General features: G+C 67.9%; 13 protein-coding genes and 1 pseudogene. 3 read left to right on the forward strand and 11 right to left on the reverse strand.

Features of this window, described 5'->3' with window-relative positions; all coding sequences use genetic code 11:
• The coding region (locus K2Z83_RS06295) for a metal-sensitive transcriptional regulator (RefSeq protein WP_220594323.1) at positions 1-236 on the reverse strand (236 nt) is incomplete at its 3' end.
• 25 nt (positions 237-261) lie between these two features.
• A complete protein-coding gene (gene trxA / locus K2Z83_RS06300; RefSeq protein WP_220594324.1) occupies positions 262-597 on the reverse strand; it encodes a thioredoxin in 336 nt (111 codons plus the stop codon).
• Positions 598-799: 202 nt separating this feature from the next.
• Between trxA and K2Z83_RS06305 the strand changes: the two genes are divergently transcribed.
• The 3 genes from K2Z83_RS06305 (at position 800) to glyA (ending at position 3,976) form a co-directional block, all read left to right on the forward strand.
• Complete coding sequence (locus K2Z83_RS06305) at positions 800-1,531, forward strand: metal-dependent hydrolase (protein WP_220594325.1); 732 nt, start codon at positions 800-802, stop codon at positions 1,529-1,531.
• Positions 1,532-1,617: 86 nt separating this feature from the next.
• Complete coding sequence (locus tag K2Z83_RS06310; RefSeq protein ID WP_255603416.1) at positions 1,618-2,628, forward strand: D-2-hydroxyacid dehydrogenase; 1,011 nt, start codon at positions 1,618-1,620, stop codon at positions 2,626-2,628.
• A 91-nt stretch (positions 2,629-2,719) separates the two neighbouring features.
• On the forward strand, positions 2,720-3,976 hold the full coding sequence (glyA, locus tag K2Z83_RS06315; RefSeq protein WP_220594326.1) for a serine hydroxymethyltransferase: 1,257 nt from the start codon (positions 2,720-2,722) through the stop codon (positions 3,974-3,976).
• 86 nt (positions 3,977-4,062) lie between these two features.
• On the opposite strand, the gene K2Z83_RS06320 is transcribed toward glyA, so the two are convergent.
• The 9 genes and pseudogenes from K2Z83_RS06320 to hisD all read right to left on the reverse strand — a co-directional run.
• Positions 4,063-5,469: a hypothetical protein gene (locus K2Z83_RS06320; protein WP_220594327.1), complete on the reverse strand. Its 1,407-nt coding sequence runs from the start codon at positions 5,467-5,469 to the stop codon at positions 4,063-4,065.
• Positions 5,470-5,572: 103 nt separating this feature from the next.
• Positions 5,573-6,121, reverse strand: coding sequence for an RNA 2',3'-cyclic phosphodiesterase (gene thpR / locus K2Z83_RS06325; protein ID WP_220594328.1), 549 nt, complete (start codon positions 6,119-6,121; stop codon positions 5,573-5,575).
• Between the two features lie 65 nt (positions 6,122-6,186).
• A pseudogene (gene ppk1, locus K2Z83_RS29810) lies at positions 6,187-8,119 on the reverse strand (polyphosphate kinase 1).
• A 78-nt stretch (positions 8,120-8,197) separates the two neighbouring features.
• Entirely contained in the window at positions 8,198-8,572 is a 375-nt protein-coding gene (locus K2Z83_RS06335) for a YraN family protein (protein ID WP_220594329.1), read from the reverse strand.
• The gene (locus K2Z83_RS06340; protein WP_220594330.1) at positions 8,559-9,065 is read right to left on the reverse strand and encodes an HNH endonuclease; all 507 of its coding nucleotides are present in this window, start codon (positions 9,063-9,065) and stop codon (positions 8,559-8,561) included. Before K2Z83_RS06340 ends, K2Z83_RS06335 begins: the two co-directional genes overlap by 14 nt.
• Positions 9,066-9,416: 351 nt before the next feature.
• A complete protein-coding gene (locus tag K2Z83_RS06345) occupies positions 9,417-9,950 on the reverse strand; it encodes a hypothetical protein (protein WP_255603418.1) in 534 nt (177 codons plus the stop codon).
• 155 nt (positions 9,951-10,105) lie between these two features.
• Positions 10,106-11,752, reverse strand: a complete 1,647-nt coding sequence (locus K2Z83_RS06350) for a spermidine synthase (RefSeq protein ID WP_220594331.1) — start codon at positions 11,750-11,752, stop codon at positions 10,106-10,108.
• A 46-nt stretch (positions 11,753-11,798) separates the two neighbouring features.
• Positions 11,799-12,053, reverse strand: coding sequence for a YggT family protein (locus tag K2Z83_RS06355; protein WP_220594332.1), 255 nt, complete (start codon positions 12,051-12,053; stop codon positions 11,799-11,801).
• A 194-nt stretch (positions 12,054-12,247) separates the two neighbouring features.
• Positions 12,248-13,516: histidinol dehydrogenase (hisD, locus tag K2Z83_RS06360; protein ID WP_220594333.1), on the reverse strand; the 1,269-nt coding region annotated here is incomplete at its 5' end.

Raw genomic sequence — 13,516 nt, forward strand, 5'->3', positions numbered from 1 at the left:
TTGTCGCGGGGCGTCTCGTCGCTGTCTAGGCAGTTATGGGCATAGCAGCGCAGCACCTGGCCGTTCACGCTGGCCAGAGCCGACTTCACCGCCGCCACCTGGGTCACGATGTCGCGGCAGTCACGATCCTCCTCGACCATGCGCTGGATGCCACGTACCTGGCCTTCGATCCGACGTAGCCTCAGGAGCACGTCGTTGCGCCGCTCCGCAGAGAGTGGACGAACTTGATCAGGCATAGGAGCCTCCAGGCAAAAGCGTCTCCTACGATGCTGTGGAGAGCGCGCTGTCGAACGCCTCGCGGTAGGCACCCTCGGAGCGCGAGCCGACCAGGCGCTTGAACTCCTTGCCGTCCTTGAAGATGATCAGCGTCGGGATGCCCTGGATGCCGAGCTGGCCGGCCCAGCGGATCTCCTCGTCGGTGTTCACCTTGGCGACGGTGAGCTTGCCGTCGTACTCGCCGGCGAGCTTGTCGAGGGTCGGCGCGATCGCCCGGCAGGGGCCGCACCAGGGGGCCCAGAAGTCGACAACCACCGGCTGAGTGGACTTCAGCACCTTCATCTCGAACTCAGAGTCGGTAATCTTCACGGGCTTCGCCATGACAAACCTCCTCGGGGTCATCTAACCCCGTTGCTCCATAAAATCTACGTTGCCGGGGGGGGTACCCCCTGGGGGTATATTATACTCCCCAAAGGCGCATTGTCAAGACCCCATGCGCGGCAGCCGCCAGAGCGGCTTATGCTATACTTGGGATAGGGAACGCGGCGTTGGAACGCTGTCAGACAATGCAAGGAGGCAGGGTGTGACAACACTTGGCAAGAGCACAACCATCACCTGGGCGGGCCACGGGACATTCCATCTCACCACCCCCGAGGGCCGCGGCGTGCTGATCGACGCCTGGCTCGACGGGAACCCTGCGTGCCCGGACGCGCTGAAGACGAGCCTGCGCCAAAACCTCGCCGCCGTGCTGCTCACCCACGGCCACTTCGACCATATCGCCGACCTGGTCAGCCTGGCGCAGGAGACAGGCGCGATGGTGGTCTGCCAGTACGACCTGCTGCCCTACCTGGAGGGCCAGGGGGTCTCCGGCGAGCAGCTGGTCGGCTTCAACAAGGGCGGCACCGTCAGCGTGGCCGACATGAAGGTCACCATGACCAACGCCCACCACTCCAGCTCGATGTTCGAGAACGGCCAGCTGATCGGCCTGGGCACCCCCTGCGGCTTCGTGATCCGCATGAGCAACGGGTTCACGATCTACCACACCGGCGACACTAGCGCAACGATGGACATGCAGATCGTGCGCGACCTGTACCATCCCGAGCTCGCCATCCTGCCGATCGGCGACCACTTCACGATGGACCCGCGCCAGGCGGCCTACGCGCTCAGGCTAATTGGCGCGACGCACGCCATCCCCGGCCACTACGGAACCTTCCCGATCCTCACCGGCACGCCCGAGGCGCTCGTCACGGCATGCCAGGAGTTCGGCGTCACCACCGAGGTGATCGCCCTCAAGCCAGGAGAGAGCGTAAGCTAATGTTGAATGCTGAATGTTGAATGTTGAATGACTCCGGAGACGCAGCATTCAGCATTCAGCATTCAATGTTGAATATTGGATGTTGAATGACTTCGGAGACGCAATATTCAGCATTCAGCATTCAGCATTCAACATTCAACATTCAACACTGTATGAAAATCCTTGTCCCCGCCCAGATCCGCGAGGCCCTTGAGCCCATGCTGCCCGCCGGCATCCAGGCCGTGTGGGTTGACCCGGACGGCTCCTTCGACCACTCCCCCAGCGACGCCGTGGCCTACTTTCGCTGGTGGACGGACCAGCCCGTCCTGGATCGCGTGCTCGCCGCCGCCCCCGCGGTGCGCTGGATGCACACGCCCAGCGCCGGCGTCGATCATGTGCTGACCCCGACCGTGCTCGCGCGCGACATCACCCTGACCAACAGCGCCGGCGTCCACGCCATCCCGATCGCCGAGTTTGTGCTGGGCTTTATGCTCTCCCACGCTAAGCAGCTGGGCGCCTTCGCGGCGGCCCAGGATGAGCGGCGATGGGACAGGAGCCCGGACTCGCGCGAGCTATACGAGTCCACCCTGCTGATCATCGGCATCGGCGGGATCGGCCAGGCGATCGCCGAGCGGGCGGCGGCATTCGGCATGCGCGTCTACGGCAGCCGGCGCACGCCTCAGCCCATGCCCGGCGTGGCCAGGGTGGTGGGCGGCGAGGGCTGGCGCGACCTGCTGCCCGAGGCCGACTACATCGTGGTCGCCGCGCCGCTCACCCCTGAGACGCGCGGCATGATCGACGCGGCGGCCTTCGCGGCGATGCGGCCGACGGCCTACCTGATCAATATCGCCCGCGGCGCGGTGATCGACGAGCCGGCCTTTATCGACGCCATCCGTGGCGGGGCGATCGGCGGCGCGGCGCTCGACACCTTCGAGCAGGAGCCGCTGCCAGCCGAGAGCCCGCTGTGGGGTCTGCCCCACGTCACGATCACGCCCCACGCCACCGCGAACTCGCCGCGCATGCGCGAGCGCCAGATAGCGCTCTTCGTCGAGAACCTGGCCCGCTTCCGCGACGGCCAGCCCCTGATCAATATCGTCGACAAGTCGGCGGGGTACTGAGTTATTGCAGATTGCAGATTGCAGATTGCAGATTGCAGATTGCTTAATCTGCAATCTGCAATCTACAATCTGCAATTCATGGGAGGGAAACATGACGCTTGAGAACCTACGCATAACCGACCCGGAGATCGCGGCGCTGATCGACAGCGAGGCGAAGCGCCAGCGCGAGGGGCTGGAGCTGATCGCCAGCGAGAACTACACCAGCCTGGCGGTGATGGAGGCCCAGGGCTCGGTGCTGACCAACAAGTACGCCGAGGGGCTGCCCCGCAAGCGCTACTACGGCGGCTGCGAGTTCGTCGACGTGGTCGAGCAGCTGGCGATCGACCGCGCGCTGCAGCTCTTCGGGGCCCAGGCGGCCAACGTGCAGCCGCACAGCGGCGCCCAGGCCAACATCGCCGTCTTCACGGCCCTGCTCCAGCCGGGCGACACCATCCTGGGCATGCGCCTCGACCACGGCGGCCACCTGACCCACGGCAGCCCGGTGAACTTCAGCGGCAAGTGGTACAACATCCAGTTCTACGGCGTGGACATGGCCACCGGCCAGATCGACTACGACGACCTGGCCGCGAAGGCCCGCGCCGCCCGCCCCAAGCTGATCACCTCGGGGGCCAGCGCCTACCCGCGGATCATCGACTTCGCCCGCATGCGCCAGATCGCCGACGAGGTGGGCGCCCTGCTCATGGCCGACATCGCCCACATCGCCGGGCTGGTGGCCGGCGGAGAGCACCCCTCGCCGGTCGGCCACGCCCACATCGTCACCACGACGACGCACAAGACTCTGCGCGGCCCGCGCGGCGGCATGATCATGATGGACGAGCCCTACGCCAAGCAGCTCAACAGCAGCGTCTTCCCCGGCAACCAGGGCGGCCCGCTCATGCACGTGATCGCCGGCAAGGCGGTGGCCTTCGGCGAGGCGCTGCGCCCCGAGTTCAAGCAGTACGCCGCCCAGATCCGCCGCAACGCCAAGGCGCTGGCCGCCGGCCTGAGCGAGCGCGGCGTGAGCCTGATCAGCGGCGGCACCGATAACCACCTGATGCTGGCCGACCTGACCGGCCTCGGGATCACCGGCGCCCAGGCCCAGAAGGCGCTCGACAAGGCCGGGATCACGGTGAATAAGAACGCCATCCCCGACGACCCGCAGCCCCCGGTGCGCACCAGCGGCATCCGCATCGGCACGCCGGCCGTCACCACCCGCGGCATGGGCGAGGCCGAGATGGCCCAGATCGCCGCATGGATGGTCGATGTGCTGCAGCACCACGACGACGACGAGCGCCAGGCCCGCATCGCCGGCGAGGTCGCCGATCTCTGCCGCGGCTTCCCGGTGCCGGCCGATCTGGTGCGGGTGTAGGGCCGCCGCCCTAACAAATTAACAACAAATTCTATGCTGCATAAAAATGCTAGCTTCGCTGGCATTTTTATGCAGCATAGAGTCTTTCACCACACCTCGGCCGGCCGCTGGAAGAAGCGCCCGATCAGGCTGAGCAGCGCGCCGGCCAGGCCGGCGGCCATCAGCAGCGCGCCGGCGATCTGCTGGCGGGTGTCGAGGCTGCGGCGCAGGGCCAGGGCGTTCGTCAGGCGCAGCTGGTCGCCGAGGGCGGCGAACTCCTGGGCCGCCAGGTCGGCCGTGGCGCGGGCCTGGGGGTAGCGCAGGCCGCGGGCGAGCTCGCTAGCCTGGACCAGCTGCTCGCTCGCCGCGATCCCGCGCAGCACCCGCTGCTCATAGACATCAAGCGCCGCGTCCTGGCGCGGGTCGCCGATCCGCGCGAAGATCAGGCGGGCCTGGCCGATCAGCTGCTGGGCGCGCTCGTAGTCGCCCGCCTCCAGCGCCCGGCGCGAGTCCTCGGCGATCTGAGTCGCGCGCACCCCCTCATCGGCCTGGGCCTTGAGCCGCGCCGCCTCGGCGGACACCTCGGCCGGCTGGGTGTCGGCGTGCCGGGCGATCCAGTCGAGCGCCTGCTCCAGCTCCACCGCGGCGGCGGGGTAGTTGCCCTGCTCCAGCAGGCCGCGCGCGTACGAGAGGTCGTAGCTGTCCAGGGCGCTGCTCGTGTAGCCGCCGGCCAGGTAGCCGGGGAGCCACTGTAGCCACTCGGCCTCCAGGTCGGTCGCGGAGATGCCGTAGGCCCGCTCCAGGGCCGAGCGGTAGCCCGAGCTGCGGGCGCTGATCGTGAGGAACTCGCGCAGCTTGACGAAGCCGTCCCGGTCGACCAGGAAGGCCACCGCCGAGAGGCTCTGCGGGTAGCCGACCTCGGGCGCGCCGTAGATCGCGTCGCGGTCATCGAAGGCGCTCCAGGGCAGCAGGCGACCCTGGTCGGCGGCCTGGCGCAGCGAGGCGATCTTCGACTCCAGCTCGGGGGCGGGCCGCTCAAGGTACTGGGCGACCCCCTCCTGGAAGCCGGTGTTCAGCCGGTTCTCGCTCAGGTCGGCGGCGACGATGTGGGTCAGCTCGTGGCGCACATTGTTGCGCACCTCCTCCTCGGTCTGCTGGCGGGTGCGCTCGACGATCACTACCAGCTCGCGCCGGCGGAAGTCGGCGTGGGCCACGATGCCGGGCACGTTGCGGGCGGCCGGGTTGGCCTGGTAGTAGTCGTCGCTGGTGGGGTAGAGGCGCAGGGTGAGGGGCGGCGGCGCGCGGTAGCTGAACGCCGTGGAGACCTCATCGTAGATCGTGTCGATGAAGCCAGCGTAGCGATCCGCCTCGGACTCCTCGCCGGCCTTATAGAGGATAGTAAAAGTCGCCGTGGCCCGATCGCGCCACTCGCCGGGCTGTGCGCGGGCAGCCCCCGGCGCGAGAAGCGCCGACAGCAGGGCGATCATCAGGGCCAGTACGATGGATCGTGACATCGTGTGCATATAAAAAGTGTACCATATCGCCCGCCGCGCCGACGGGATGTGCGTAGGGGCGCAGCAGGAGGGCCGCGCAAAGCGCGGCCCTCCTGCTGCGCCCCTACGTCGCAACGATGGTGTACACAACCCCCTGCGGGGTTGACCTGCTCTCGAACAGGAGCGGCCGCCCGACATCCCACGCCACCGGGGCGGGCGGCGCGGCGGCGCGCAGGGCGGCCGCCAGCGCATCGATCTGGGCCGCGCCGACATCCTGGCGGGCCCGGCCCAGGGTCAGGTGCGGGGCGAAGGGCCGATCCTCGGGGATAAAGCCCAGCGGGGCGGTCGCATCCGTCACGGCGCGCTGGAGCGCCCCGAGCGCGCCCAGGTCGCCGGCGAGGCCGGCCCAGATAACCCGCGGGCGCGCGGATGAGGGGAAAGCGCCCAGGCCGCCCAGGCGCAGGGGGAAGGCCGGCGCGGGGATGGCGGCCAGCGCGGCCAGCAGATCAGGCACACGCGCCGGGTCAGCCTCGCCGAGGAACTGCAAGGTCAGATGCAGGCCATCCACGGCGGCCCAGCGCACCGCGTGGCCGCACCGGCGCAGGCGAGACTGGGCCTCGGCCAGGGCGGCGCGGGCGTGGTCGGGCAGGTCGAGGGCGATGAAGAGGCGCATACATCCATGCATGCGTAGGGGCGCAGCAGCAGCCACGTGCAGAGCGCGTGGCTGCTGCTGCGCCCCTACGCGGTGATCATCCGCTCGGGCACCTGGCTATCGACCCGCGGGGCATCGCCCGGCGTGAGCCGGAGATAGGTTCCGTCGGGCTGGAGCAGATGGGCGCGCACATTATCGGCCAGGTAGGTCTGGAGCAGCATATCGTGGACATAGGCTGCCAGGGCCGGGTCATCGAGCGGGAAGAGCTCCTCGACACGGCGGTCGAGGTTGCGCTCCATCATATCGGCGCTGCCGAGGTAGACCACCGGCGCGCCGCCGTTCTCGAAGTAGTAGATCCGGCTATGCTCCAGGAACGGCCCGATGATGCTGCGCACCCGGATATGCTCGCTGAGTCCGGGCACGCCGGGGCGCAGCGAGCACATCCCGCGCACGATCAGGTCGATCCGCACGCCGGCCTGCGAGGCCTCGTAGAGCAGGTCGATCAGCTGGTGGTCGACGAAGGCGTTCATCTTGAAGATGATCCGGCCATCGCCGTGCTTCTGCTGGCGCTGGATCTCGCGGCGGATCAGGCTGACCAGGCGCTGGCGCAGGGTGACGGGGGCGACCAGCAGCGAGCGATAGGTGGACTGGCGGCTGTAGGCGGTGAGGAAGTTAAACAGGTCCACCACATCGGCGGTGATCTCGGGGCGGCAGGTGAACATGCCCAGGTCGGTGTAGACGCGGGCGGTGCCAGCGTTATAGTTGCCGGTGCCCAGGTGGGCGTAGCAGCGGATGCCGTCCTGCTCATGGCGCACCACCAGGGCCAGCTTGGCGTGAACCTTCAGGCCCAGCAGCCCGTAGACCACATGCACCCCGGTGCGCTCCAGCGCCTTGGCCCAGATAATATTGTTCTCCTCATCGAAGCGGGCCTTCAGCTCGACCACCGCCGTCACCTGCTTGCCCTGCTCGCGGGCGTGCATCAGCGCCTTGACGATCGGCGAGTTGCTGCCGACCCGGTAGAGCGTCTGCTTAATCGCCAGCACCTTCGGGTCGTCGGCGGCGGCCTGGATGAAGTCGATCACCGGGGCGAAGGAGTGGTAGGGGTGGTGCAGCAGCACATCGCCCTGGCGGATGGTGTATCCGCTCGGGCATGGCGTTATCGACCGTGATCCGCACCACCTCGCCGAAGCGGCGCTGGCGCACGCCCTGCTCGATGCTGGAGAGCAGATCGTCGGCCTCATCCTCCTCGATCTCCATATCGGCGTTGCGGGTGACGCGGAAGGGCGCCGACATGACCACCTCCATGCCGGGGAAAAGCATATCGAGGTGGGTGGCGATCAGCTGCTCGATCCAGACAAAGCAGTGGCGGCGGCCGGTGGGCAGCTCGGCGGAGCCCTCGCAGAGCTCGGCGGGCAGAGCGATCAGGCGCGGCAGCACCTCGGGCACCTTCACGCGGGCGAACAGCTCGCCCTTCTGCGGGTCCTGGATCATCACCGCCAGGTTCAGGCTGAGGTTCGAGATAAAGGGGAAGGGCCGGCTGCTATCGAAGGCCAGGGGCGTGAGCACCGGGAAGATCTGCCTGCAGAAGTAGTCATCGACCCAGTCGCGCTGGCGCGGGCTCAGGTCGATCATATTCAGCAGGTGGATGCCCTGATCGGTCAGGCCCGGCAGCAGATCGTTAAGCAGCAGGTCGCGCTCCTGCTCGATCAGGGGCAGCAGCGCCTTGCGCACCGCCTTCAGCTGCTCGGTGGGCGTCAGCCCGTCGGGCGACTGCTTCTGCACGCCGGCGCTGATCTGCTGCATGATCCCGCTCACGCGGATCATAAAGAACTCGTCAAAGTTCGACGCGAAGATTGCCAGAAACTTCACCCGCTCCAGGAGCGGGGTGCTCTGGTCGAGGGCCTCGCCGAAGACGCGGCGGTTGAACTCGATCCAGCTCAGCTCACGGTTCAGGTAGGTGGGCGCGACATGCGTGATCGCCTCCACCGCATCGACCGCGCGGGGCTCGGGTACAGTCATAGGGGCTGCCACCTTACATTCTGCCATCTAAACGGTGCCTACTAGTATACATAGCGCGCGCCCCAACGACAAGGGCATTCAGCCCGCCTCAACCGCGCTGACGATGTGGTCGAGGCGGGCGACCCGCCCGGCGCGGTCGATAATGATCGCGATCAGGTCGATCCGACAGGGAGTCTCGGGGGACAGATCGGCCTCGGACATGTAGGCGTCGGCGAGGGCGAGCAGGCGTCGGCGCTTGGTGGGCGAGAGACTCTCCTCAGGGGGCACTGGGCCATCGGCGCGGCGGGTGCGCACCTCGACAAAAACAAGCTGGCCGCCCTGACGGGCGACCAGATCGATCTCGCCGATGCGGCAGCGCCAGTTGCTCGTCAGGATCGTGTAGCCGGCGCGCAGCAGGTGCGCGCGGGCAGCCGACTCGCCAAAGTCGCCCAGGTCGCGCCTAGGTGAAGGCATACTTGCGCCAGATATCGTGGCGCTCCATCTCGCCGAGCAGGGCGAAGGCCAGGTACTGCGGCTGGCGTGGGGTGGTGAGCAGCAGCATGTTGGCCTGGTCGGGGGTGCGCCCGCCCTTGCGGTGGTTGCACTCGCGGCAGGCCGTCACCACATTCTCCCATGTCGTCGCGCCGCCCTGCGAGCGCGGCAGCACGTGGTCGATCGTCAGGGAGGCGCGGCCCGGCTGCGTGCCGCAGTACTGGCACGTCTCGCGGTCGCGGGCGAAGATGCCGCGGCGCGAGCAGGGCAGCTTGAGGCGGCGCGGGATGCGGATGTAGCGCACTAGACGGATCACCAGGGGGACATCGAAGGCGATATGGCGGGCGCGCAGCTGCTGCTGGGCGGCCTCAATCAGCTCGGCCTTCTCCTGGAGCAGGAGGATCACCGCGCGACGCACCGAGATGAGCTGAAGCGGCTCGTAGCTGGCGTTGAGGACGAGGACTCGCTGGCCCAAGGCACCCACCCCCTTTAAGAACCATTTGTGTGGTTAACAAAGGCTCTCTGCGCGGGGTAGGGATTGGCCCCGGCTAGAGAGCTAAGACTTTGGCGCGGCTGGCGGAGGAGACAGCCCGGACCGCACGCATCACCGCGCCCCTCGCGCAGCTGCCGCGGTCGGCGGCAAGCGCGTGGCACGCGGCAAAGGTGGCGGAGCACATGTGCGCGCTCGCCAGCTGTTTGCGCAATCTCAGGATCTGACTATCGCCCAGCGTCATAATGTGTCTCAGGGTCCGCCCCGTCGAGGGGCGCGTAGCGTCTGCAAGTACTGTATAGGGTATCACGTCTTGTTAGGGCTTGTCAAATTGCGTCATGAGGCGCGGTAGGCGTAGAGCACGGCGCCGTGGCTGTAGGCCAGCCGGCTTGATCCGCCGTCGTCGCTCTGCATGGCGATCCCGAGGCCCCAGCGGGTGTCGAACTCCAGGCGGCGGGAGAAGGCGCGCTCCAGGCGGATCTGCCGCGCCTCGTGCTCGTACCACGCGTCCAGGTTGGGCAGCATGGCCTGGGCCACATGGTGGGGCCGGTTCGGGTAGAGGGCGTTGTAGCCGCTGATCAGGTCGTTAATGTTGAAGAAGACTGGCTGCCGGCCAGGGTAGGCCTCGGCGTGGTCGATGCGGGTGACCTGATCGACCAGCCGGCGCAGGGACTCATTGTCGGGGGCGAGCTCGCGGCGCACAAGCTCGGCGGCGCTGAGGGTCGTGTCGGCCGAGTGGTGGTGGTCGAATTGGCCGCCGCCCGTGTCCACATGGACGATCATCGGGTCGTTGTCGGCGGGCTGGTCGTCAAGCGTGCGGCCGGCCGGGACAAACGACAGCTCGGCGTCCCCCGCTTTGCCGAAGCGCATGAGAATCCAGATCGCCGCCAGGCAGTCCAAGTCGGGGGCGAGGTGCCCTACAATTGTCTTAGGCGTAACCAAATAGAACCCGCTCACATTCTAGGCTCTCAACGAGACATTTGAAGCATCAAGTATAGCAGAGCGATCTGTGGGGAGTCAACCGCCTATCGCGTCGCCTCGCTGAGGATCAGGCCGTCCACCAGCTGCTCGACGGGGGCGCGGTCGTCGGTGAAGGGGGTGTAGCGAGCCTGGTCGGCGGTGAACGCGCGCACCGGGCCGTAGGCGCCCTCGTTCAGCGACCAGTACATCACCAGCTCAAGGGCCTGGATCTGCATCCGGCCGGCGTTGTCGATGAAGTTCTGCACGCCGTCGCCCGCCGGCTCGTGTACGCCGATCAGGATGGCGTTCGAGAAGCGCGTGTCGATCATATAGACCTGCGGGAAGACCGCGAGCATGGTCGAGGCCAGGGCGTTCACCAGCCGGTCGTCGCCGCTGGCCGGGCGCCCGGCGTTCACCACCGCCACACCCTGCGGGTTCAGGTGATCTCTGACCTGCTGAAAGAACTCGACCGTGGTGAGGTGGAAGGGGATGTAGGGCTGGTGGTAGGCGTCCATGCCGATCACGTCGTAGCGGCCCTCGGCGGTGGCTAGCCAGAGGCGGGCGTCCTGGATGTGGGTGCGGTAGTTTGGGAAGCGCGGGTCCTGGTCCTCCAGGTCGAAGTACTCGCGGCCCAGCTCGACGATCTTCGGGTCGATCTCCACCGCGTCGATCGTCGTCTGCGGGCCGTAGATCGCCAGGAACTGCTTGGGCACGCTGCCCGCCGCCGAGCCCAGCAGGGCCAGGCTCTTGACGCTCTGCGGGTCGCGGTTGGCGTACACATAGGGCGCGACGCTGAAGTAGTCCCAGGGGCCGCCGTCGGTGAGCAGGTCGAGCGGGTTGCCGGTCTGCCGGTACTTCAGCCGGTAGACCGAGTGGGTGGCCTGGCCCTCGTTCAGCACCAGGATGTGTCGCGGGTCCACCGTCCCGTCGGCGTAGACGATATCCTGCTGGGCCACCTGGATGTAGTTGTAGTCCGACTCGGCCTCGGCGATCAGCGCGCAGTTGTAGCAGTCGGCGCTCTTGATCCCGCCGTCGAATGCGTAGTGGGCGGCGGTCAGGGCCGCCACCGCGAGCAGCATCAGGGCGTAGCGCCAGTCGCGCAGGCCGACGAGGCCGAGGATCACCAGGAAGGCGGCGAAGAGGAAGATCGTGCCGGCGCTGCCGATGGACGGGATGAGCACCAGGACGGTGAGGAAGGTGCCGAGGATCGAGCCGAGGGTGGAGACCGACGAGATCGTGCCGGCGGTGCGGCCGGCCACGGCCACGCCCTCCTCGAAGCGGCGGATCTGCAGGCGTACGGCGAAGGGGCCGACGGTGGCCATCAGGATCACCGGGGCGGCGAAGAGCAGCACCACCACCGCCAGCGCGCCGAGGAAGCCGCCGGCGACGACGTTGCGCAGCGAGAACTGGGCCAGGCCCAGCAGCGGCCGGGAGACGAGCGGGATCAGGGCGCAGAGCATGCCCGACCATGCGATCATGCGGTAGAGCAGCCGCTCGTCGGGCCGGCGGTCGGCCAGGGTTCCGCCGACGCGGTAGCCGATCGCCAGGTAGACCAGGGTCATCCCGATCACCACCGCCCAGATCGGCTGTGAGGTGCCGAAGAAGGGGGCCAGCAGCCGCGGCATCACCATCTCGATGCCGAGCGTGCCGACCCCAGCAAGAAAAACGACCAGCAGCAGGAAGCGGTCGCCCGTAGAGCTTGTGCGCGCCATATCATCCCTGTAGGGGCGGCTCGTGAGCCGCCCCTACCTCAATACATCAGATCACCCGCAGCAGCAGGCCGTGGAGCATCTGGAGCAGCAGCATCGCCACGATCGGCGAGAGGTCGAACATGCCGATCTGGGGCAGGATGCTGCGCAGGGGGCCGAGGATCGGCTCAGTGATCTCGCGCAGGATCTGGGTGACGCGCATATTCCCCATCGGGTCGACCCACGAGATCAGCACCCGGCCGAGGATGGCGAAGAGCAGCACGTTGAACAGGATATCGATGAAGCTTACGAGAAAGCCAGACATGAGCGTACCTTCCTTGAGAATCTGTATAGATGAATTATACACCGACCGTAGGGACGCAGCGCGCTGTGTCCTGACGCCGGCAGGGCGTCTGCAACATCACCTCCCGGCGGGGGTGCGGGGGCGGCTTTACCGCCCCCGCAGTATTTTCTATGATGTTTGGGCGGCGAAGCCGCCCAAACATCATAGAAAATGGGTCATCCCTCAAGCCTGGCCCGCACGGCGGCGGCGTGGGCGAAGAGCCCCTCGGCCTCGGCGATCCGCCGGGCGGCCGGGCCGACCCGGTTCAGCCCGACCCGGTTCAGTCCGACCAGCGAGATCACCTTGCGGAAGTCGTCCACGTTCACCGGCGAGGCGAAGCGGGCCGTGCCCTCGGTGGGCATGATGTGCGACGGCCCGGCCACATAGTCGCCCAGCACCTCGAAGGAGTCCTCGCCGAGGAAGATCCCCCCGGCGTTGCGCACCTTGCCCACGTAGGCCCAGGGGTCGGCCAGCAGCAGGCAGAGGTGCTCGGGGCCGTACTCGTTTGCCAGATCCATCGCCACCTCCATGTCAGGCGCGATAATGATCCCGCCGCGCTGGCTCACCGCCTCGGCGGCGGCCCGCGCGTTGGCCTCGGGCAGCGCCTCGAGCTGGCGGCCGACCTCGGCCTGCACCGCAGCCGCTAGCTCCGCCGAGGTGGTGATCAGGATGGCGCTGGCCTCCACGTGCTCGGCCTGGGCCAGCAGGTCGGCGGCGACCAGCCGCGGGTCGGCGGCCCCGTCGGCCAGCACCAGGGTCTCGGTCGGCCCCGGCAGGCTCTCGATATCCACCGCGCCGAAGACCATGCGCTTGGCCTGGATGACGAAGCGGTTGCCCGGCCCGGCGATCTTATCCACCCGCGGCACGCTCTCGGTGCCGTAGGCCATCGCCGCGATGGCCTGGGCGCCGCCGAGGGCGAACAGGCGGTCGACGCCGACGATGTGGGCGGCGGCGAGCACGATCTCAGCCGGCTCGCCGGTCGCCGCCTGGGGCGGCGAGCAGACGATGATCTCCCTCACGCCGGCCACCTGGGCCGGCACGGCGGCGTGGATGAGGGACGAGGGCAGCGGCGCCGCGCCGCCCGGCACATAGATGCCGACCCGGTCCAGGGCGAGCACAAGCTGGCCCCGTGCCCCTTCGACGCCGAAATCGACCCATGAGTTGCGGGCCTGGCGCTGGTGGAAGGCCCGGATCTCGGCGGCGGCCAGCGTCAGTGCCTCCCGCAGGTCGGCGGGGATGGCGGCGGCGGCGGCCTCCCAGCGTGCGCGCGGGATCTCGATCTGCGCCAGATCTACCCGGTCGAGCCGGAGGGTCAGGGCGCGCAGGGCGCCGTCGCCGCCGGCGCGCACCTCGGCGATGATCGCGGCCACAGCGGACGTCGTCTCGCGGTCCTCATCCAGCGGGGCGCGGCGCAGCAGCCCGGCCCGCGCCGCCGCGATATCGTT

Origin of the sequence: Oscillochloris sp. ZM17-4, assembly GCF_019599295.1 — a bacterium.
GTDB lineage: Bacteria > Chloroflexota > Chloroflexia > Chloroflexales > Chloroflexaceae > Oscillochloris.

Coding starts and splice junctions, on each gene's coding strand:
- trxA (WP_220594324.1), bottom strand. CDS start 597: ATGGCGAAGCCCGTGAAGATTACCGACTCTGAGTTCGAGATGAAGGTG.
- glyA (WP_220594326.1), top strand. CDS start 2,720: ATGACGCTTGAGAACCTACGCATAACCGACCCGGAGATCGCGGCGCTG.
- K2Z83_RS06345 (WP_255603418.1), bottom strand. CDS start 9,950: ATGCGCTTCGGCAAAGCGGGGGACGCCGAGCTGTCGTTTGTCCCGGCC.
- K2Z83_RS06350 (WP_220594331.1), bottom strand. CDS start 11,752: ATGGCGCGCACAAGCTCTACGGGCGACCGCTTCCTGCTGCTGGTCGTT.
- K2Z83_RS06335 (WP_220594329.1), bottom strand. CDS start 8,572: ATGCCTTCACCTAGGCGCGACCTGGGCGACTTTGGCGAGTCGGCTGCC.
- K2Z83_RS06320 (WP_220594327.1), bottom strand. CDS start 5,469: ATGTCACGATCCATCGTACTGGCCCTGATGATCGCCCTGCTGTCGGCG.
- K2Z83_RS06310 (WP_255603416.1), top strand. CDS start 1,618: ATGACTTCGGAGACGCAATATTCAGCATTCAGCATTCAGCATTCAACA.
- thpR (WP_220594328.1), bottom strand. CDS start 6,121: ATGCGCCTCTTCATCGCCCTCGACCTGCCCGACCACGCCCGCGCCGCC.
- K2Z83_RS06355 (WP_220594332.1), bottom strand. CDS start 12,053: ATGTCTGGCTTTCTCGTAAGCTTCATCGATATCCTGTTCAACGTGCTG.